General features: G+C 72.8%; 20 protein-coding genes. 9 read left to right on the forward strand and 11 right to left on the reverse strand.

What is annotated here, in order from left to right; genetic code table 11:
* Nucleotides 1-31 precede the first annotated feature (31 nt).
* Both ACN267_RS16150 and ACN267_RS16155 read right to left on the reverse strand, forming a co-directional pair.
* Nucleotides 32-961 (reverse strand): hypothetical protein, encoded by a 930-nt coding sequence (locus ACN267_RS16150; protein WP_421489033.1) that lies wholly within the window; start codon nucleotides 959-961, stop codon nucleotides 32-34.
* A gap of 135 nt (nucleotides 962-1,096) precedes the next feature.
* Entirely contained in the window at nucleotides 1,097-1,393 is a 297-nt protein-coding gene (locus ACN267_RS16155) for a DUF4193 domain-containing protein (protein WP_067315205.1), read from the reverse strand.
* A 433-nt stretch (nucleotides 1,394-1,826) separates the two neighbouring features.
* Here ACN267_RS16155 and ACN267_RS16160 point away from each other — a divergent pair, with 433 nt between their 5' ends.
* Nucleotides 1,827-2,342, forward strand: a complete 516-nt coding sequence (locus tag ACN267_RS16160; protein WP_204957331.1) for a LytR C-terminal domain-containing protein — start codon at nucleotides 1,827-1,829, stop codon at nucleotides 2,340-2,342.
* A gap of 92 nt (nucleotides 2,343-2,434) precedes the next feature.
* Here ACN267_RS16160 and ACN267_RS16165 read toward each other — a convergent pair whose 3' ends face one another.
* The gene (locus tag ACN267_RS16165; protein ID WP_204957030.1) at nucleotides 2,435-3,247 is read right to left on the reverse strand and encodes an inositol monophosphatase family protein; all 813 of its coding nucleotides are present in this window, start codon (nucleotides 3,245-3,247) and stop codon (nucleotides 2,435-2,437) included.
* Between the two features lie 438 nt (nucleotides 3,248-3,685).
* Here ACN267_RS16165 and ACN267_RS16170 point away from each other — a divergent pair, with 438 nt between their 5' ends.
* Complete coding sequence (locus ACN267_RS16170) at nucleotides 3,686-5,293, forward strand: RNA polymerase sigma factor (RefSeq protein ID WP_204957029.1); 1,608 nt, start codon at nucleotides 3,686-3,688, stop codon at nucleotides 5,291-5,293.
* A 248-nt stretch (nucleotides 5,294-5,541) separates the two neighbouring features.
* On the forward strand, nucleotides 5,542-5,775 hold the full coding sequence (locus ACN267_RS16175; protein WP_088646450.1) for a DUF7455 domain-containing protein: 234 nt from the start codon (nucleotides 5,542-5,544) through the stop codon (nucleotides 5,773-5,775).
* Nucleotides 5,776-6,226: 451 nt separating this feature from the next.
* On the opposite strand, the gene ACN267_RS16180 is transcribed toward ACN267_RS16175, so the two are convergent.
* The 3 genes from ACN267_RS16180 to ACN267_RS16190 all read right to left on the reverse strand — a co-directional run bounded on the left by ACN267_RS16180 (nucleotide 6,227) and on the right by ACN267_RS16190 (nucleotide 9,041).
* Complete coding sequence (locus ACN267_RS16180) at nucleotides 6,227-7,960, reverse strand: DEAD/DEAH box helicase (protein ID WP_204957028.1); 1,734 nt, start codon at nucleotides 7,958-7,960, stop codon at nucleotides 6,227-6,229.
* Nucleotides 7,961-8,124: 164 nt separating this feature from the next.
* On the reverse strand, nucleotides 8,125-8,775 hold the full coding sequence (locus tag ACN267_RS16185) for a trimeric intracellular cation channel family protein (RefSeq protein WP_281899557.1): 651 nt from the start codon (nucleotides 8,773-8,775) through the stop codon (nucleotides 8,125-8,127).
* A 41-nt stretch (nucleotides 8,776-8,816) separates the two neighbouring features.
* On the reverse strand, nucleotides 8,817-9,041 hold the full coding sequence (locus ACN267_RS16190) for a DUF3039 domain-containing protein (RefSeq protein ID WP_176739083.1): 225 nt from the start codon (nucleotides 9,039-9,041) through the stop codon (nucleotides 8,817-8,819).
* An 84-nt stretch (nucleotides 9,042-9,125) separates the two neighbouring features.
* On the opposite strand from ACN267_RS16190, the gene ACN267_RS16195 reads away from it, so the two are divergent.
* Both ACN267_RS16195 and ACN267_RS16200 read left to right on the forward strand, forming a co-directional pair.
* Nucleotides 9,126-10,052 carry a pseudouridine-5'-phosphate glycosidase gene (locus ACN267_RS16195; RefSeq protein WP_421489034.1) on the forward strand — a complete coding sequence of 309 codons (927 nt, stop codon included), beginning with the start codon at nucleotides 9,126-9,128 and terminating at the stop codon, nucleotides 10,050-10,052.
* Nucleotides 10,049-10,957 carry a carbohydrate kinase family protein gene (locus ACN267_RS16200; protein WP_281899562.1) on the forward strand — a complete coding sequence of 303 codons (909 nt, stop codon included), beginning with the start codon at nucleotides 10,049-10,051 and terminating at the stop codon, nucleotides 10,955-10,957. The genes ACN267_RS16195 and ACN267_RS16200 overlap by 4 nt, the downstream gene beginning before the upstream one ends.
* Nucleotides 10,958-10,990: 33 nt before the next feature.
* Here ACN267_RS16200 and ACN267_RS16205 read toward each other — a convergent pair whose 3' ends face one another.
* The gene (locus tag ACN267_RS16205; RefSeq protein WP_204957025.1) at nucleotides 10,991-11,350 is read right to left on the reverse strand and encodes a DUF3099 domain-containing protein; all 360 of its coding nucleotides are present in this window, start codon (nucleotides 11,348-11,350) and stop codon (nucleotides 10,991-10,993) included.
* Between the two features lie 103 nt (nucleotides 11,351-11,453).
* On the opposite strand from ACN267_RS16205, the gene ACN267_RS16210 reads away from it, so the two are divergent.
* Both ACN267_RS16210 and ACN267_RS16215 read left to right on the forward strand, forming a co-directional pair.
* Nucleotides 11,454-11,741, forward strand: a complete 288-nt coding sequence (locus ACN267_RS16210) for a hypothetical protein (protein WP_281899565.1) — start codon at nucleotides 11,454-11,456, stop codon at nucleotides 11,739-11,741.
* 14 nt (nucleotides 11,742-11,755) lie between these two features.
* The gene (locus ACN267_RS16215; protein WP_204957023.1) at nucleotides 11,756-12,067 is read left to right on the forward strand and encodes a hypothetical protein; all 312 of its coding nucleotides are present in this window, start codon (nucleotides 11,756-11,758) and stop codon (nucleotides 12,065-12,067) included.
* A gap of 10 nt (nucleotides 12,068-12,077) precedes the next feature.
* Here ACN267_RS16215 and ACN267_RS16220 read toward each other — a convergent pair whose 3' ends face one another.
* The 3 genes from ACN267_RS16220 to ACN267_RS16230 all read right to left on the reverse strand — a co-directional run bounded on the left by ACN267_RS16220 (nucleotide 12,078) and on the right by ACN267_RS16230 (nucleotide 15,280).
* Nucleotides 12,078-13,277, reverse strand: coding sequence for a low temperature requirement protein A (locus ACN267_RS16220; protein ID WP_204957022.1), 1,200 nt, complete (start codon nucleotides 13,275-13,277; stop codon nucleotides 12,078-12,080).
* A 56-nt stretch (nucleotides 13,278-13,333) separates the two neighbouring features.
* Nucleotides 13,334-13,909 (reverse strand): HhH-GPD-type base excision DNA repair protein, encoded by a 576-nt coding sequence (locus tag ACN267_RS16225; RefSeq protein ID WP_421489035.1) that lies wholly within the window; start codon nucleotides 13,907-13,909, stop codon nucleotides 13,334-13,336.
* 147 nt (nucleotides 13,910-14,056) lie between these two features.
* Nucleotides 14,057-15,280 (reverse strand): S8 family peptidase, encoded by a 1,224-nt coding sequence (locus ACN267_RS16230; protein WP_421489036.1) that lies wholly within the window; start codon nucleotides 15,278-15,280, stop codon nucleotides 14,057-14,059.
* Nucleotides 15,281-15,470: 190 nt separating this feature from the next.
* On the opposite strand from ACN267_RS16230, the gene ACN267_RS16235 reads away from it, so the two are divergent.
* Nucleotides 15,471-16,955: a DUF7059 domain-containing protein gene (locus tag ACN267_RS16235; protein ID WP_421489037.1), complete on the forward strand. Its 1,485-nt coding sequence runs from the start codon at nucleotides 15,471-15,473 to the stop codon at nucleotides 16,953-16,955.
* Nucleotides 16,955-17,377 (forward strand): D-aminoacyl-tRNA deacylase, encoded by a 423-nt coding sequence (dtd, locus tag ACN267_RS16240; protein ID WP_421489038.1) that lies wholly within the window; start codon nucleotides 16,955-16,957, stop codon nucleotides 17,375-17,377. The genes ACN267_RS16235 and dtd overlap by 1 nt, the downstream gene beginning before the upstream one ends.
* Before the next feature lie 172 nt (nucleotides 17,378-17,549).
* Here dtd and ACN267_RS16245 read toward each other — a convergent pair whose 3' ends face one another.
* Entirely contained in the window at nucleotides 17,550-18,338 is a 789-nt protein-coding gene (locus ACN267_RS16245) for a sporulation protein (protein WP_204957330.1), read from the reverse strand.
* Nucleotides 18,339-18,454 lie beyond the last annotated feature (116 nt).

Raw genomic sequence — 18,454 nt, forward strand, 5'->3', positions numbered from 1 at the left:
CCCGGGCCGGTCGGCCGGGGTCGGTTCGGGGTCAGGGCTGGCCGGGGGCCGGCAGGGCGGGTGGTCCGTCGCCGCCGGGCAGCTCCCGGCGCTGTTTGCGCAGGTCCCGGCGGAGCTGCTCGGCCAGCGAGCGGGTGGCCCGGCGGTTGAGGTAGCTGGCCACGGCCGCGCCGGTGAGGAACGGGCCCAACGTGGTCAGGTTGCGGCCGAAGCGCTTGAGCAGGGTGTCCCGCAGCTCCTTGCGGGCGGCGGTGCCGAGCACCGCGCTCACCCCGACGCCCGGCATCATCGGGTTGATCCCCCGCTGGCTGGCCCACGACTGGACCAGGGCGAGGGTTCGGGGAGTGCCGCCGGCGGGCAGCGGTGCGCCGTAGATCTCGTGCAGCTCGCCGATCAGCTTGAGTTCGATCGACACCACGGCCACCGTCTCGGCGGCGAGCAGCACCGGCGCGGACAGCAGGGTCGGGGCGACGGTCCACTCCACCGCGGCGACGCCGCCACCTGCCGCACCCACCCCGGCGGTGGCCCGGGTGGCGTTGCGGACCAGCCGGTCGGCGAGCGCCTCGTCGTCCAGGCCGGGAAAGTGCCGACGCAGCGTCGCCAGGTCCCGGACCGGGATGTGCGGCGCGACGTCGGCGACCGTGTCGGTCATCCAGCGCAGCGCCGCCCGTGGCTTGAACAGGTCGGCGAGCCCCCGGCTGCGGGCCTGCCCGACCAGCCGGGCGAGCAGCTGCCGACGGCGGGCGGGCGCGATGTCGTCGGCGGTCAGCGCCGCCACCGTGGCACCCAGCTCGTCGCCGGCCGGACCGCTGCCGGGCGGCACCGTCGGGTCGGTGCCTGCCGGAGCGCTGCCGGGCGGGACGGCCGGACCGCTGCCGGCGGCCCGGTTCCCGGGCACGACGACGGGCGGGCCGGCTTCGGACTTCGGACCGTCCGGATCGGACCCGCCGTGCTCGTTCATCCCTCTGCCCCTCCCGTGGTGTCCACCGGTCCGGTGGACGCGCCTACCACGAGTCAAGCAGCAACCCGCCGTACCCGCACGGCGGCTCGGGCAGCGGCGGCCCCGCGAGGAGGCCGCCGCTGGTGTGGTGGGTGCTCAGACGCACTCGCGGCAGATCAGGTCGCCGTTGCGCTCGACCGCCAACTGGCTGCGGTGGTGCACCAGGAAGCAGCGTCCGCACCGGAACTCGTCCTGCTGCATCGGGAGGACCTTCACGGTCAGCTCCTCGTCGGCCAGGTCGGCGCCGGGAAGCTCGAAGCTCTCGGCCACCTCGGCCTCGTCGACGTCCACGGCGCCCGACTGTGAGTCGACCCGCCGGGCCTTGAGCTCTTCCAGGCTGTCCTCGCCGAGGTCGACCTCGTCGCGACGCGGGGCGTCGTAGTCGGTGGCCATCGGTTTCACTCTCCCATATCGATGTTGTCGCTTCCGGTTGTAACGCCGGGCGACGCTGTTTCGGTTCCCACTGGCCGGCCACCAATGTTTGTCGGTCGCCCGACCCGACGGCCTCTGGATCAAGGTCGCCGGGGGCAGGACCCGACGAGCGCGGTACCTTACCCCCTACCGGGCGAGGCATGTATACCGCCCTCGCGGCAGACATGTACGCCCCAGCGGCCCAAGATGTTCCCAATGTGACTCAGGCGACACGAAGATAGGGGTAGTAGTACCCCGTTCCCGGTTGGCGCGCCGGCATGTCGGACTGTTTCCACGCGTCCGCCGGACAACCGTTAACCTCAGCGGCGTACTCGACGGCCGACGGCGCCGGCCGACGCCGACGTTCGCCGCCACCACCCACTGTCCGGGGAGCACCCAGATGAGCTTTGCGCGAGTGCGAGCACTCGTTGTCGTCGGCCTGCTGGCGGTCGTCGCCCTGGTCATCGTCATCGTCGCCGTGGTCCGCGACACCCAGGGCAGCGGTGCCAACGCCAAGGGCTGCCCCGAGGGCTGGCCGCTGGCCGACCTGTCTTTGCGCACGTACAAGGATGTCAAGATCAACATCCTGAACGGCACCGGCGAGCCGGGCCTGGCCAGCAGCGTGGGCGACGACTTCCGCAACCGGAAGTTCCAGGTCAAGAAGGAGGGCAACGCCGCGCACTTCGACGGCGTCGCGCTGCTGCGGTTCGGTCCCAAGGGGGTCGGCTCGGCGCACCTGCTGCGCGCGTTCTTCCTCAACAACGCCGAACGCGACTACGACCCCAAGCGCCAGGACGACACGGTCGACGTGGTGCTGGGCGACGGCTTCCAGCAGTTGGCCACCACCACCGAGGTCAACCAGTCCCTCGGCGACCTGGGCGCGCCGGTCGCCCCGGAGGGCTCCTGCCCGATGCCGGTGCAGGACAAGTAAGCGACCCGGCCTGTCGACGGCGTCGACCGGCTCCCGCAGACCCCGGCCCGGCCGCCGGCCCGTGATCCGGCAGCCGGCGCTCAGGGGGGTGGTCAGGGGCCGCCGGAGGCGTCCAACGCGGCCAGCCGGGTGTGCAACGGCGTGAAGAGCGCCGGTGGGGCCGCGATGACCAGGTCCGGGCCGGCCGGACGACCGTCCAGCCCGGCCACCAGCAGCCCGGCCTCCGCGGCGATCAGCCCGCCCGCGGCCAGGTCCCAGGCGGCCAGCCCCTTCTCGTAGTACGCGTCCAACCGCCCCTCGGCGGCCAGGCAGAGGTCCAGCGCCGCCGCCCCCATCCGCCGGATGTCCCGCACGTCCCCGATCAACTCGGCGACCACCCGGGCCTGGTGCCGGCGGCGGCCGGCGTCGTAGCCGAACCCGGTGGCGACCAGGGCCTGCCCCAGCTCGGTCTCGGTCGAGCAGCGCAGCCGCCGGCCGTCACGCCAGGCGCCGCCACCGGCGGTGGCGGTCCACTCCTCGCCGGTCGAGACGTTACGCACCACGCCGGCGACCACCCGGCCGTCCACCTCGGCGGCGAGCGACACCGCGCAGTACGGCAGCCCGTACAGGTAGTTCACCGTGCCGTCGATCGGATCGACGATCCAGCGCACGCCGTCCGCGCCGGCCGCGACGCCGCCGTACTCCTCGCCGAGCACCACGTCGGTCGGCCGGACCGCGCGCAGGGCGGCCAGGACCTGCCGCTCCACCGCCCGGTCGGCGGCGGTGACCACGTCGGTGGCGGTGCTCTTGGTGGCCGCGACCGAGACCCCCTCGGCCCGCATCCGGGCCGCCGTGTCGGCCGCGTCCCGGGCCACCTCGACGGCGATCCCGAGCAGTTCCCGTGCGGTAGGCGTCGAACCGGTCATCGAACCCTGCCCCCTTCGCGGCCGCCCCGCGCGCACCGGGCGTACCGGCCGGGAGCCACCCCGCCGTCCGGCGCGCCGCGTGCCCCGCCGCGCGTCGTCGATCTCGTCCGGACAGCATATGCAGACGCCGTCGCGGCCGGACGCACCCGGTTCGACGGGCGGTTTCCGGCGTCGACCGGCCGGCCACCGGGATCCCTCGACAGGATGGCCATAAAGTCGACATCCGTGTCGAACCGGTGGTACAGACGGCCGGTTGCCGTGCGCCGCAGGATGATCGCGCCAAGCAGGGTTACAATTCACCCTGCCCACGCGCCACGGACCACCGCCGCACAGCCGGCCCGGGACACGGGGGCCACTCAACGACGTCGACGGCACGGCACGCCACGCTGCGCCGGACGACTCCGGCCGTGCTCGCTCTTCGCCTCCGGAAGGTCATTCGTGACAGAACCCCGCCAGCCCGGCGCCGACGTTCGCTCGCTCACCGACACCCTGATCGCCCACGCCCAGAGCGCCGGTGGTCAGTTGACGTCGGCCCAGCTCGCGCGCACCGTCGAGTCCGCCGAGGTGACCCCGGCCCAGGCCAAGAAGATCCTGCGGGCGCTCTCCGAGGCGGGCGTCACCGTGGTGGTCGACGGCTCCGCCAGCACCCGCCCCCGCCGGGTGGCCGCCGCCCGGTCGGCCACACCGGCCTCGCGGGCCACCACCGCCAAGACCACCAAGAAGGCCGCCGCGCCGGCCCCGAAGCAGGCCCCCGCCGCCGAGGAGGCCACCGCGCCCGCTCCGCGCAAGGCGGCCCCGCGCAAGGCGGCCACCACCGCCGGGGTGGCCGCGAAGGCCGCCGCACCGGCCGCCAAGGCGACGAAGTCCACCCGTGCCACCAAGGCGACCGTGGCCGCCGCCGGGGCCGGCAAGGCCGCCACCAAGGCCAAGGGCGAGGGCGCCGAGGGCGAGATCGATCCCGAGCAGTTGGCCGCGGAGATCGAGGACGTGGTGGTGGAGGAGCCGGCCGAGCTGACCCGGGCCGCCGAGACCGACGCCGCCGCCTCCGCCACCGACAACGACTTCGAGTGGGACGACGAGGAGTCCGAGGCGCTCAAGCAGGCCCGGCGGGACGCCGAGCTCACCGCCTCCGCCGACTCCGTCCGGGCGTACCTCAAGCAGATCGGCAAGGTTCCGCTGCTCAACGCCGAGCAGGAGGTCGAGCTGGCCAAGCGGATCGAGGCCGGCCTCTACGCCGCCGAGCGGCTGCGCGCCGCCGACGAGGGCGAGGAGAAGCTGACCCGCGACATGCAGCGCGACCTGCTGTGGATCTCCCGGGACGGCGAGCGCGCCAAGAACCACCTGCTGGAGGCGAACCTCCGACTGGTCGTGTCGCTGGCCAAGCGGTACACCGGGCGCGGAATGGCCTTCCTCGACCTGATCCAGGAGGGCAACCTCGGCCTGATCCGCGCGGTCGAGAAGTTCGACTACACCAAGGGCTACAAGTTCTCCACGTACGCCACCTGGTGGATCCGGCAGGCGATCACCAGGGCGATGGCCGACCAGGCCCGCACCATCCGCATCCCGGTGCACATGGTCGAGGTGATCAACAAGCTCGGTCGCATCCAGCGCGAGCTGCTCCAGGACCTGGGCCGTGAGCCCACCCCGGAGGAGCTGGCCAAGGAGATGGACATCACACCCGAGAAGGTGCTGGAGATCCAGCAGTACGCTCGGGAGCCCATCTCGCTCGACCAGACCATCGGTGACGAGGGCGACAGCCAGCTCGGTGACTTCATCGAGGACTCGGAGGCCGTGGTCGCGGTCGACGCCGTCTCGTTCTCCCTGTTGCAGGACCAGCTCCAGCAGGTCCTGCAGACGCTCTCCGAGCGGGAGGCGGGGGTGGTCCGGCTGCGCTTCGGCCTGACCGACGGCCAGCCGCGCACCCTCGACGAGATCGGCCAGGTCTACGGGGTGACCCGGGAGCGGATCCGGCAGATCGAGTCCAAGACGATGTCCAAGCTCCGGCACCCGTCACGCTCCCAGGTGCTCCGGGACTACCTGGACTGAGCCGGTCACGTCAACCCGTCGTGTCGGTTTGATCACCAGGCGTAGAACATGCGATGGTGACTGATCCAATACGTGTTTGTGATCGTTGACGTGGCACCCTGGGTGCACGGCACACTGTCCTTCCCGCCAGGTGTGACCTCGGTCCCCCGCGGGCACACTGGGAAGGCGGGGCCCGGTAAGGGTGTTGCACGATGAGTGAGCAACGACCGAAGAGAGTGTTCATCGGTGACGACCAGAGGAGGAAGGCGATGACCCCGACCCTCACGCCGCCGCCCGAAACGGTGGCTCCCCCAGCCGCCGATGAACGGTGCGACCGCTGCAATGCTGCCGGCAAGCTCCGTATCACTCTGGCGGGTGGGAGCGAGTTGGTGTTCTGTGGGCACCACGCGAACAAGTACGCCGAGGATCTCGTGAAGATCACGGTGAAGTTCGCGACGGACCCGGAGTTCAGCTGGCGAGGCGCCGATCTGATGGCGAACTGACCCCGAAACCCCTACGACGACATAGCCGGGCGGAGGCACCCACAGGGTGCCTCCGCCCGGCTATGTGCACTCCCCCCACGGCACCCGCCCCGTCCCCACACCCCGCCCGGCAGCCCGCCCCCGTCCCCACACCCCGCCCACGCCCCGCTTCGTCCGGTGATTTGGCGCGCCCCGCCTCGCCCACGCCCCGCCTCGTCCGGTGATCAAGAGGTTTGGGCGGTGATCAAGAGGTTCAGGTCACCGACACGCCGATTCCTGACCCAAATCTCTTGATCACCGAAGAGGGGCAGAGACCGAAGAGGGGCGCGAGGGCCAGAGACCGGAGAGGGGGCGGGAGAGGCAAAGACCGGAGAGGGGCGGGAGAGGCAAAGACCGGAGAGGGGCGGGAGGGGCAGAGGCCGGGGAGGGCGGGAAGGGGTGGAGTGGGCCGGGGAGGCCGGCAGTGGCCCGATCAGAGGGTCTGGACGGTGGCTATGCGTTCTTCGAGCTGTTCGATGGTGGCCTGGGCGCTGGGCGGGCCGCCGCAGAGCCGGCGCAGCTCGGCGTGGATCTTGCCGTGGGGCAGTCCGGTGCGGTGGTGCCGGGCGGCCACCAGAGCGTTCAGTTGACGCCGGAGCGCCACCCGACGCTGGGCGGCACTCAGAGGTACGGCGGGTGCCGCCGGGGCCGCAGCGGCCGGCTCAACGGCCTGGACAGCCGTCCGACGCCGCTGCGCGGCGAGCTGGTCGGCCTGCCGCTTGGTCAACAGCAGCGACACCTGGTCGGCGGTGAGCAGACCGGGCAGCCCGAGGTACTCCTCCTCCTCCGGCGTGCCGGCCTGGGCGGCGGTGCCGAAGGAGGCCCCGTCGAAGATCACCTGGTCCAGTTCGGCGGTCGCGGACAGCGCGGTGAACCGCTTCTCCAGCTCGCCGCTGGCCTGTTCGTCGCGCTGGGCGCGCTCCAACAGGTCGTCGTCGAAACCCTCACGGTCCTTGGGCTTGCCGAGCACGTGGTCCCGCTCGGCCTCCATCTCGCTGGCCAGCCCGAGCAGGTGCGGCACGCTCGGCACGAACACCGAGGCCGTCTCGCCGGGGCGGCGGGCCCGGACGAACCGGCCGATGGCCTGGGCGAAGTACAGCGGGGTGCTGGCACTGGTGGCGTACACCCCGACCGCCAGCCGGGGGATGTCGACGCCCTCGGAGACCATCCGGACCGCCACCAGCCACCGCTGCTCGGACGCCGCGAACGTCGCGATCCGCGCGGACGCGCCCTGGTCGTCGGAGAGGACCACGGTGGCCTTCTCCCCGGTCACCTGCTCGATCAGCCTGGCGTACGAGCGGGCGTTCTGCTGGTCGCTGGCGATGATCAGCCCACCGGCGTCGGCCATCCCGGCGTTGCGCAGCACGGTCAGCCGGGCGTCGGCGGCCCGCAGCACCTGCGGCATCCAGTCCCCGGCCGGGTCCAGCGCGGTCCGCCAGGCCTGGGCGATCAGGTCCTGGGTCATCGGCTCGCCGAGCCGCGCCGCCAGTTCGTCCCCGGCGTTGGTGCGCCAGCGGGTCTCCCCCGAGTACGCCAGGAACAGCACCGGGCGTACGACGCCGTCGCGCAGCGCGTCGGAGTAGCCGTAGACCGAGTCGGCGCGGGAGCGCAGCAGCCCGTCGCCGCCGCGCTCGTAGGTGACGAACGGGATCGGGTTGTCGTCGGAGCGGAACGGCGTACCGGTGAGCATCAGCCGGCGTACCGCGGGTTCGAAGGCGTTCTTGACCCCGTCGCCCCAGGAGCGGGAGTCCCCGGCGTGGTGGATCTCGTCGAGGATGACCAGGGTGCGGCGGGTCATGGTGCGCCGCCGGTGCACCTGCGGGGCCATCCCGACCTGCGCGTAGGTGACAACCGCGCCGTGGAAGTCGGCGGCGGAGTGCAGGTCGGCGTTGCGGAACGCGGAGTCGAGCTGGATGCCGACCCGGGCGGCGGCCTGCGCCCACTGGGTCTTCAGGTGTTCGGTCGGGGCGACCACGGTGACCGCCTCGACGGTGCCGTCGACCAGCAGTTCGGCGGCGATCCGCAGGGCGAAGGTGGTCTTACCGGCGCCGGGGGTGGCGACCGCGGTGAAGTCGTCGGTACGACGGCGCAGGTACTCCACCATCGCCTTGCGCTGCCAGGCGCGCAGGGGCGGGAACGTCTCCAACGCCGGCAACCGGGGTGCCACCCGAGGCTCCTCTCCGACCGCACGAGGCGGATCCGGGCCGAGGGCCACGGTACCGCCGCCCATGAAAACGCCTCCGCGCAGAGCATGCCGCGAAGGCCGGCCCAGCATAACCAGCCGGGCCCGGCAACCCCAGCCGACACCACGCCGACCGGTTCCGCCGCCGGTCAGCCGGGTGGACGGCCGAGGCCGGTCTCCGGCGGACGCATCGTCGCCACGGGTGCCGACCAGCGTCGCCGCAGCGCCACCAGGCGCAGCACGAAGACCAGCAGCGCCGCCGCGGTCAGCCCGCCCGCCCCGGCGTACCCGAGTGCCGACAGCAGCACCACCATGATCGATCCGGCGAGCGCGGCGACGGCGTAGATCTCACGGCGCAGCACCACCGGGATCTCGGCGGTGAGCAGGTCCCGGCCCAGTCCGCCGCCGATCGCGGTGAGCATGCCGATCACCACCGCGCCGACCGCCGGCACCCGGGCGTCGAGCGCCTTGAGCGTGCCGGTGACGGTGAACAGGCCGAGCCCGGCGGCGTCGAGCACCAGCACGGTGGTACGCAGCCGGGCGAGCTGAGGATGCAGCCAGAACACGGCGCTGGCGGTGACCGCGGCGGTGGCGGCGTAGCGCCAGTCGGCGAAGGCGAGCGGCGGGACCTCGTCGATGACCAGGTCCCGGAAGATCCCACCGCCCAGCGCGGCGACGAACCCGACGAAGACGACGCCGAACAGGTCGAGCCGCTTCGCCACCGCCGCCGAGGCGCCGGAGGCGGCGAAGACGGCCACCCCGGTCAGGTCGGCCAGGAGCAGGGCGGTGGAGGTGGTCACACCGCCGAAGGTTACGGGGGCGGTCCGGCGGACCGCCCGGATCACTCGCGGTACGAGTCGTAGATCTCCTTGCACTTCGGGCAGACCGGCGAGCCGGGCTTGGCGGCCTTGGTCACCGGGAACGTCTCGCCGCAGAGCGCCACCACGTAGGTGCCCATCACGGCACTCTCGGCGATCTTCTCTTTGCGCACGTAATGGAACATCTCGGGACCCGTGTCGGCGTCCTTCAACTCCGGACGCTCAAGAACCTCGGTACTCACAGTCACACCTCCAACTGCACAAGTTTGGCAGGTCGGCCGGGTCCGGTCCACCGCAGCCCACCTCGACGGCGGCCAGTTACGGTAGCTGACGTGACCACCTTTCACATCCGGCCCGGTACCGAGGTCGCCGAAGCCCTGCGTGACGGCCGTCCCGTCGTCGCCCTGGAGAGCACGATCGTCTCGCACGGTCTGCCCCGACCGGACAACCTGCGGGTCGCCCGGCAGATCGAGCAGACCGTACGCGACGCCGGAGCCGTCCCCGCCACCATCGGCATGGTCGGCGGCGAACTCGTCGTCGGCCTCGACGACGCCCAGCTGACCCGGCTCGCCACCGTCGACGGTGTGGCCAAGCTCTCCGTCCGCGACCTCGCCGTCGCGGCGGCCACCGGGTCGGACGGGGCCACCACCGTGGCCGCCACCAGCGCGGTGGCCGCCGCCGTGGGGATCGGCGTCTTCGCCACCGGCGGCCTGGGCGGGGTGCACCGGGAGGCGGCGCAGACCTTCGACGAGTCGGCCGACCTGGTCACCCTGGCCCGCACCCCGATCACGGTGGTCTGCGCCGGGGTCAAGTCGATCCTCGACGTCGGGGCGACCCTGGAGCGGCTGGAGACCCTCGGCGTCGGGGTGGTCGGCTACCGCACCCGGCGGTTCCCCGGCTTCTACCTGACCGACTCCGGGTTTGACCTGGACTGGTCGGTGGACTCCCCGGAGCAGGTCGCCGCAGTGCTCGCCGCCCGGGAGCAGCACGGGGTGCACGGCGGCGGCCTGATCGTGGCCAACCCGCTGCCGGTCGACGAGCAACTCGACCCGGCGCTGCACGACCGCACCCTCACCGAGGGGCTGGCCCGGCTGGGCCGCGACGGCGTCACCGGCAAGGCGGTCACCCCGTTCCTGCTGGCCCACTTCCACTCGGCCACCGAGGGTGCCAGCCTGGCGGTCAACGTCCGGATCATCCTGCGCAACGCCGACCTGGCCGCCCGGATCGCGGTCGCGGCGGCCGGACGCACCGCCGCATGACCGCTCCCGGTCGGATCGTGGTGGTCGGCGACCTGATCACCGACGTGGTCGCCGTACTGGCCGGAGCGCTGGCCACCGGCTCGGACACCCCGGCGACCATCAAGGTCACCGGCGGCGGGCAGGCGGCCAACACCGCCGCCTGGATCGCCGCCCAGCGCGCGCCGGTGACGCTGGTCGGGGCGGTCGGCGACGACAGCGCCGGCCGGGACCGGGTGGCCGAGCTGGAACGGGCGGGGGTCGACTGCGCGGTCGAGGTGCACCCGCAGGCCACCACGGGAACGGTGATCGTGCTGGCCACCGCCGACGAGCGGACCATGGTCACCGAGCGCGGGGCGAACCTGCGGCTGACCGCCGAGCACGTGGACCGGGCCTTGGCGGCGGTGCCCGACGCCACCCACCTGCACCTGTCTGCGTACTGCCTGTTGGACGCCGGGTCGCGACCGGCCGGGCTGCGCGCGTTGGCCGCCGCCCGCGAGCGTGGGCTGACCACCAGCGTCGACGCCGCCTCCGCCGCGCCGTTGCGGCGCATCGGCGCGGCGGCCTTCCTGTCCTGGGTACGCGACGTCGACCTGCTGCTGGTCAACGCGGACGAGGCGGGGGTGCTGGCCGGCGGGCTGGACCCGGCGGCCCAGGCGCGGGCGTTGTCGGCGGCGGCCCGACGGGTGGTGGTCAAGCGCGGCGGGGCGGGCGCGATCTGGGTGGACCGGCGGGCCACCGTCGGGGTGACACCGTCGTTGCGGGTCGCCGTGGTGGACGTCACCGGGGCCGGGGACGCCTTCGCGGCCGGCCTGCTCACGGCGTGGACCACCGGCGCGACCCCGAAGGCCGCGCTGACCCGGGCCGCCGACCTGGGCGCCCTGGCGGTCTCGATGGTGGGTGCCCGGCCGGAGGCGACAGGCGGGTAGCGGTGCCGGCTACGTCCGCACCGGTCGGCCCGGTCAGGGTTCGGCGTCGATGATCCGGTGCGGGCGTTCCTCGGCGGTGAGGCTCATCGGCGGGGTCTCGTCACGGTGCCGGGGCTGGAACCTGGCGGCGAGACGGTGTTCCTCCTTGGGCGGGCGGTCGTTGGCGAGCAGCACCGCCAGCCAGGGGATGAGGATCATGCCCAGCGCCACCAGGGGCAGCCAGAGCCAGAGCAGCGGGGCTTTCGTGCCGACCAGGACCGCTCCGGCGATCACGCAGGCCACCCGGATGCCCATCATCAGCACGTACCGCTTCTGTCGGCTGGTGAGCTGGTCGTCCTGGCTGCGCGAGGCGTCGGTGATCAGAATCGGCTGGTACGCCTGACGCTTCACCATGGACCTCCTGAGGGGATTGCCACCCATCCTCCCACCGCACCACCTTGATCAGCGAAAATCGACGCATACCGGATGCGTGTTACGTACGTGGTACGCTGCCGCGGTGGGCAGCCGGTTCAGCTTCACCGAGGAGGCGTTGGCCAACCTGCGGGTCTACGACGTCACCCCCGGGGAAGTCTGGGAGGCGCTGCACAGCACCCGCCGGGTGATCCGGCACCTCGGCGAGGACCTGACCGTCGTCTACGCGGCGAGCGGTCGCGGCCGGCGGTTGGCCGTCCTGCTCGCCGAGGCCGACGGCACCGACCACGACTGGGACGTCCTCTCCGCCCGCGACCTGAGCGACGTCGAGGCCAAGCGCTACGACGAGACCGTACGGAGAACGCGCCGATAGAGGAGGCGACGGCGATGAACCGTGACGAGGCCATCAAGCGATTCCACGGCGGTGACGACACGTTCGCCGAGCTGATCGACGACAGTCAGCCGGTGGAGTTGCCCACCCCCGACACCGACGTGCCGATGGTCAGCCGTTCGGTACGCCTGCCGATGGACACCTACGAACGGGTCCGGGCCGCGGCCGAGGCACGGGGCATCGGCGTCACCACCCTGATGCGGCAGTGGATCGAGGCCGGCCTGGCCGACCTGGACGACTCGGCCACCGTCTCGCTGGCCGACGTACGCCGGGCGCTCGCCTCGCTGTCCCGCCCCACCGCCGCCTGACCGGCCCGGCTCACAGGGCCGGGTGGGGCCGCTCCGGTGGTTGCCCGTACGCCCGGCGGTAGTCCGCGACCGTGATCGCCGCCAGCACGGCGGCGGCTGCGGCGAGCGCCACCACGCTGACCGTCAGGGTCGCCAGCGGCGTCAGTACGGCCAGGGCGAGCATCCCGACGATCCGGGCCCGGGACACCCGCCCGAAGACCTCGTGCTCGAACCGGGCGCGGGCGAGCAGGAAGACCGCCGGACCACCCATCAGGAAGACCGCCCAGGACAGCTTGGTCCGCTCGTACGGGTGCACGATCGCCAGTTCGTAACCGACCGCCGTGGTCAGCACCCCGGCGACGATCACCAGGTGGGTCCAGCTCATCGACTCCCCCAGCCGGCCGGGGGCACGGGCCACCCGGATCGCCTCGGTGAGCAGGTGACCCGCCCGGTGGAAGTAGATCCGCCAGAGCAGCACGGTGGTCACGAAGGAGAGCAGGAACGCCCCGGAGCTGGCGCCCGAGAAGCTGTGCCCGCTGAACGTCAACCCGATGACGAGGATGTTCTCACCGAGGGCGATCAGGAAGAACTGCTGGTGCCGCTCGGCCAGGTGCTCCCCCAGCACCGCCCAGGTGGACGTGCGGGTCGCCCCGAGGCGGGGCACCGGCCAGCCGAACATCAGCCCGGCGTAGTCGATGACGACGGCCGCCGACCAGCAGGCCAGCCGCCACGCCCCGGGCAGCACCGCCCCGAGCACCCAGGGCACGGCGCTGACCACCGCCCAGGACGCGACCCGCACCGTGACCAGCCGGCGGGGGTGGCCGTGCAGCGCCAGGGTGAGGAAGAGCGGCCGGCCCACCTGCACCGCGACGAACGCGAGGGCGAAGGCCACCGCGCGGGTGTCGAAGGCGCGTGGCGTGGCCACCGCCATCACCATGCAGCCCAGCATCGCGTAGACCACCACGAGCTGGATCTCCGGCCGTTCCGGCTCGTACCGGCTGGTGACCCAGGCGGTGAAGGTCCAGACCGCCCAGAAGGCCAGGAAGATCACCAGGGTCTGGGCGATCTCGACGGGCAGGTCCCGCTGGGGGGTGTTCAGATCGTCGATCACCCGCTGGGAGACCCGGGTCAGGGCGAAGACGAAGACCAGGTCGAAGAAGAGTTCCAGGAAGGTGGCCCGGGGCGAGCTGACCCCGCCGCGCAGCAGCGCCGCCCCCCGTTCGTCCGCCATCGTCCACCCGTCGCCGCTGTCGCGGATCTCAACGAGCCGACCCGGTTCCGGTTGCGTCAGCCCCGCTCGGCCCTGGCTGCCGCCTTGGCCTGCTGCTTGTACTCGCGTACCCGGCGCAGTGAGTCCGCGTCGGTGACGTCGGCGACCGACCGGTAGGTGTCCGGGTCGCCGTACCCGCCGGCGGCCTCCCGCCAGCCCTCGGGACGCACGTCGTACCGCTTGCCGAGCAGGGCGACGAAGATCTGCGCCTTCTGGGTGCCGAAGCCGGGCAGGTCGGCGATCCGGCGCAGCAGTTCCGGCCCGTCGGCGACGTCCGCCCAGAGCCGGCCGGCGTCGCCGTCGTAGCGGTCGACCAGCACCCGGCACAGCTGCTGCACCCGGCCGGCCATCGCCTTCGGGAACCGGTGCAGCGCGGGTGGCCGGGCGAAGACCTCGACCAGCTCCGCCGGGTCGTGGTCGGCCAACTCCCGGGCCTCCGGGTCGTGCCCCAGCCGCTGGGCGAGCACGTACGGTGACGAGAACGCCTTCTCCATCGGCACCTGTTGGTCGAGCAGCATCCCGGTCAGCAGGGCCAGTGGGCTGCGCTCCAGCAGCCGGTTGGCCTCGCCGTCGATGGGCAACGAGAGCGTCATGCCCCCATCCTGCCCGTCCCGGCCGCCCGCCCGGCCGACAACCGGTCCGGTCCGTCGCGCCGGTACCGCCAGGACGCGGCGCGCCTAGGTGGACACGGCGCGGCCCGGTGGACACGGGGTCCACCGGGCCGTCGGTGCCGAGGGGCGTCAGTTCACGACGTAGAGCAGCCGGTTCGGCGAGCCCGAGCCGGGGCTGGTCACCACGTTCGGGGTGGCGTTGCTGGTCAGGTAGCTGGCGACCTGCGCCGGGGTGTACGACGGGTTGGCCGACAGGACCAGGGCGGCGGCACCGGCGACGTGCGGGGACGCCATCGAGGTGCCGCTGATCGAGTTGGTGGCGCTGTCGTTGGTGTTCCAGGACGAGGTGATGCTCGACCCGGGGGCGAACAGGTCGACGCAGGTGCCGTAGTTGGAGTAGGAGGCCCGCGCGTCGGTGTTGGTGGTGGCGCCGACGGTGATCGCCGAGGCGACCCGCGCCGGCGAGGAGTTGCAGGCGTTCGCGCTGGAGTTGCCGGCCGCCAGGGCGTACGTGACACCCGAGCTGATCGAGCTGGCGACCGCGTTGTCGAGGGTGGTGCTGACCCCGCCGCCGAGGCTCATGTTGGCCACCGCCGGCTTGACCGCGTTGGCGGTCACCCAGTTGACGCCGCTGATCACGCCGGTGGTGCTGCCGCTGCCCCGGCAGTTGAGCACCTTCACCGCGATCAGCCGGACGCCCTTGGCGACGCCGTACTTGGTGCCGCCGACGGTGCCCGCGACGTGCGTGCCGTGGCCGTTGCAGTCGGTGTTGTTGGAGTCGACCGTGTTGGTGCCCCAGGTGGCCCGGCCGCCGAAGTCGGTGTGGGTGATCCGGATGCCGGTGTCGATGATGTACGCCCGCACGTTGGTGGCCGTGTTCGGGTAGGTGTAGCTGGAGTTCAGCGGCAGGTTGCGCTGGTCGATGCGGTCCAGGCCCCAGGAGGGCGGGTTGGCCTGGGTCGCCTGGGCGGTCATCACCCGGTCCTGCTCGACGTAGGCCACCGACGGGTCGGCCGCGAGCCGGCGGGCCTGGCCGGCGCTCATCTTCGCGCTGAACCCGGTGAGCGCGGCGCTGTAGACGTCGGCGACGTTGCCGCCGTACCGCTTGGTGAGGCTGGCGGCCCGGTCCGGCACGGCGGTGCGGGCGGCCCGGCTGTTGGCGGCGCCGACGGCTTCGCCCTTCAGCACGACCAGGTAGCTGCCGCTGATCGCGTCCGGGGCGGAGGCGTAGCGGATCTGACCGGTGGGGGCGGCGAGGGCGGGGGCGCCCGCGGCGACGGAGAGCGCGGCGGCGGCGGCCGCGACGGCGACCGCGCGGATCGCGCGACGCCGGGGGACGGACACGTCGGACATCGTCTGAACTCCCTACCGGGTACCTCCGGACAGGCGGGGGCCGTCCGAACGTCCCATCGACGGATGTTGAAGGGAATGTTAACGAGACATCGACGTACGTAACAGAGATAACGGCTGGGGGATTGAGCTGGTGTTATGGAAGTCAACGGGTGCCCGCCGCCGCCGGCCCTCGGCCAGGCAGGATGACGAGGTGGACCGTTACGACATGCTGCTCTCCCCCGCCGGCGTCGACGCGCTGCGCACCGCGCTCACCGACGCCGACTTCACCGCCAACGGCATCGCCGGCCGGCTCGGGCCACAGGCCACCGGCGCGGTGGCCCGCAACGACTTCCGGGCCGCGCTGCGCGCCACCGAGGAGCGCGACCCGCTGGCCACCCTGATCCGGGTGTTCGTCTGCGACCAGACCGAGCCCGAATCGGCGGTCGCCGCCGCGCTCGCCCCCCTCGACCTCGCCGAGGCCGTCGCCGCCGGCCTCGTCGAGCCCTCCGGTGACGGCCTGCGCGCCGGGATCGACCTGGAGCCGTACGGGGACGCCTGGTGGGTGCTCGCCGACGTGCCGGCCAGCGCCCGCCCGGGTCGACCGTTGCCCGCCGAACACGTGCTCGGCATCGGCGGGGCGACCCAGACCCTGATCGGGGCGACCGTCCGCCGCCCGGTGGACACCGCGCTGGACCTCGGCACCGGCTCCGGTGTGCAGGCCCTGCACCTGGCCACCCGGGCCCGGCAGGTCACCGCCACCGACGTGTCCGAGCGGGCGCTGCGCTTCGCCGCCACCACCGCCGCCCTCAACGGGCAGGACTGGGAACTGCTGCGCGGCGACCTGGTCGCCCCGGTCGCCGGACGCCGGTTCGACCTGGTGGTCAGCAACCCGCCGTTCGTGGTCGGGCCGGGCACCACCACCCACGTCTACCGGGACTCCGGCCGGGTCGGCGACGCGATCGGCGCGGAACTGGCCGCCGCCGCCCCGGGCCTGCTCACCGAGGGCGGCACCATGCAGTACCTGGCCAACTGGGTGCACGTCGCCGGGGAGGACTGGGCCGAGCGGGTGACCGGCTGGTTCGCCGGCACCGGCCTGGACGCCTGGGTGATCCAACGCGAGGTCGCCGACCCGATGGCGTACGTCAACCTGTGGCTGGCCGACGTCGGCGAGGCGGCCGACCCGCACCGGGCGGCGGCCTGGCTGGACTGGTTCGACGCGCACAAGATCGAGGCGGTCGGGTTCGGCATCGTCTCGCTGCGCCGGGGCGGGCACACCGACCCCGTCGTCCGGGTGGAGGACCTGCGGCAGCGGGTCGAGGCACCCCTGGGCGACCAGGTCGCCGCCTGGTTCGACAGGCAGGACTTCCTGCGCGCCCGGGGCGGGGACGGCGTGCTCGACGCCCGCTACCGGGCCGCCCCGGGGCTGCAACTGCGGCAGGAGGCGACCATCGGCGACGAGGGCTGGGCGGTGGACCGGCAGGTCCTGACGATGCCGCACGGGCTGCGCTGGAGCGAGGAGATCGACCCGCTGGTGCTGGCCCTGGTCGGCGGCTGCGACGGGCGGCTGCCGCTGCGCGACCAGCTCGCCCTGCTCGCCGCCGCGCACGACGTCACCACCGACGAGTTGGCCGAGGCGGCCGGACCGATCGTGGCGCACCTGGTCGAGCGCGGCATCGTCGAGCCGGTGACCGACTGATGCGGGCGGTGGTGCAGACCGTCGGCCGGGCCAGCGTCACCGTCGACGGCGAGGTCGTCGGCGCGATCACCGACGGCCTGCTGGTGCTGCTCGGGATCACCCACACCGACACCCCCGAGCTGGCCGCGACGATGGCCCGCAAGGTGCACGAGCTGCGCATCCTCGACGACGAGCGCAGCGCCGCCGACACCGACGCCCCGATCCTGCTGGTCAGCCAGTTCACCCTCTACGGCGACACCCGCCGGGGCCGCCGGCCGAGCTGGACCGCCGCCGCCCCCGCCGAGGTGGCCGAACCCCTGGTCACCGCCGTGGTGGAGGCGCTGCGCGCCCGGGGCACGACGGTCGAGACCGGCCGCTTCCGCGCCCACATGCTCGTCGAGAGCATCAACACCGGCCCCCGCACCCTCCTCCTGGACCTCTGACCCGGCCCTCCCACCCCCACCCCCGCGCCCGCCCCGGTGATCAAGAGGTTTACGTCATTCTGAAGATCGAAGTTGACGCAAACCTCTTGATCAGTTGACGCAAACCTCTTGATCACCGGGGCGGGGCGGGGTGGGCGGGGGCGGGGCGGGGCGGGGGCGGGGCGGGGGTGGGTCAGGAGAAGAGGCCCCGGCGTTGGAGGGACTGGCGGAGCCAGCCGTCGAGCTGGGCGGCCCAGTCGGTGTGGTCGGCGTTGGCGTGGTCGACGGTGAACCGGCCGAAGGTGTCCCGACCCTCGGTGAACAGGCCGCCGCGCTTGTCCAGCTCCAGCACCACCTGCATCTGGTGCGGGTCGGTGACGAAGGTGACCTCGAGCTGGTTGATCGCCCCGGCGTACTGCGGGGCGGGGTAGAACTCGATCTCCTGGTAGAACGGCAGGCTCTGCCGTACGCCGTAGATGTGACCGCGCTCGACGTCGGCGCGGGCGAACCGGAAGCCCAGCCGCAGCAGCGCCTCCAGCAGCCGCTCCTGGGCCGGCAGCGGATGCACCGACACCGCGTCCAGGTCACCCTTGTCGACCGCGCGGGCCACCTCCAGCTCGGTACGCAGCCCCATCGTCATCCCGTGCAGCCGGTGGCCGTACAGGTCGGTCAGCGGGGTCTCCCACGGTACGGCGAACCGGAACGGGATGTCGTACCGCTGGCCCGCCTCCAGCCGGAACGGGCCGGTGACCTGCTGCCTGGCGAACTCCTGGGTGGTCTCGTACTCGGAGTCGGCGCCCTCCACCTCGACCCGGGTGACCAGCCCGAGCGCCACGTACTCGATGTCGGTGGCGTGGTCGCCGCCGGCCACGTGGACCCGCCCCTCCAGCACCCCGCCGGGACGGCAGTTCGGATTGGCGAGCACGGTTTCCACCGACGGACCGCCCACCCCCATCGACTGCATGAGCCGCTTGAAGACCACCACGTCCTCCATTGCCTGTTCAGGGCCGACCCGGATGGTCGACCGCTGGCACGGTAGCCGGACCCGGCAAGACCACCTGCGGCACACCCCGCATCCGACCGGATTGGTGTCGGTTC

The sequence above is a fragment of the Micromonospora sp. WMMD734 genome (assembly GCF_049178975.1).
In the GTDB taxonomy this organism is placed as follows: Bacteria; Actinomycetota; Actinomycetes; order Mycobacteriales; family Micromonosporaceae; genus Micromonospora; species Micromonospora wenchangensis.

What these genes read in the sequence shown, in the direction of transcription:
- ACN267_RS16215 (WP_204957023.1), top strand. Translation starts at nt 11,756, where the DNA reads ATGAACCGTGACGAGGCCATCAAGCGATTCCACGGCGGTGACGACACG.
- ACN267_RS16165 (WP_204957030.1), bottom strand. Translation starts at nt 3,247, where the DNA reads ATGACCGGTTCGACGCCTACCGCACGGGAACTGCTCGGGATCGCCGTC.
- ACN267_RS16220 (WP_204957022.1), bottom strand. Translation starts at nt 13,277, where the DNA reads ATGGCGGACGAACGGGGGGCGGCGCTGCTGCGCGGCGGGGTCAGCTCG.
- ACN267_RS16155 (WP_067315205.1), bottom strand. Translation starts at nt 1,393, where the DNA reads ATGGCCACCGACTACGACGCCCCGCGTCGCGACGAGGTCGACCTCGGC.
- ACN267_RS16225 (WP_421489035.1), bottom strand. Translation starts at nt 13,909, where the DNA reads ATGACGCTCTCGTTGCCCATCGACGGCGAGGCCAACCGGCTGCTGGAG.
- ACN267_RS16175 (WP_088646450.1), top strand. Translation starts at nt 5,542, where the DNA reads ATGACCCCGACCCTCACGCCGCCGCCCGAAACGGTGGCTCCCCCAGCC.
- ACN267_RS16230 (WP_421489036.1), bottom strand. Translation starts at nt 15,280, where the DNA reads ATGTCCGACGTGTCCGTCCCCCGGCGTCGCGCGATCCGCGCGGTCGCC.
- ACN267_RS16150 (WP_421489033.1), bottom strand. Translation starts at nt 961, where the DNA reads ATGAACGAGCACGGCGGGTCCGATCCGGACGGTCCGAAGTCCGAAGCC.
- ACN267_RS16205 (WP_204957025.1), bottom strand. Translation starts at nt 11,350, where the DNA reads ATGGTGAAGCGTCAGGCGTACCAGCCGATTCTGATCACCGACGCCTCG.
- dtd (WP_421489038.1), top strand. Translation starts at nt 16,955, where the DNA reads ATGCGGGCGGTGGTGCAGACCGTCGGCCGGGCCAGCGTCACCGTCGAC.
- ACN267_RS16200 (WP_281899562.1), top strand. Translation starts at nt 10,049, where the DNA reads ATGACCGCTCCCGGTCGGATCGTGGTGGTCGGCGACCTGATCACCGAC.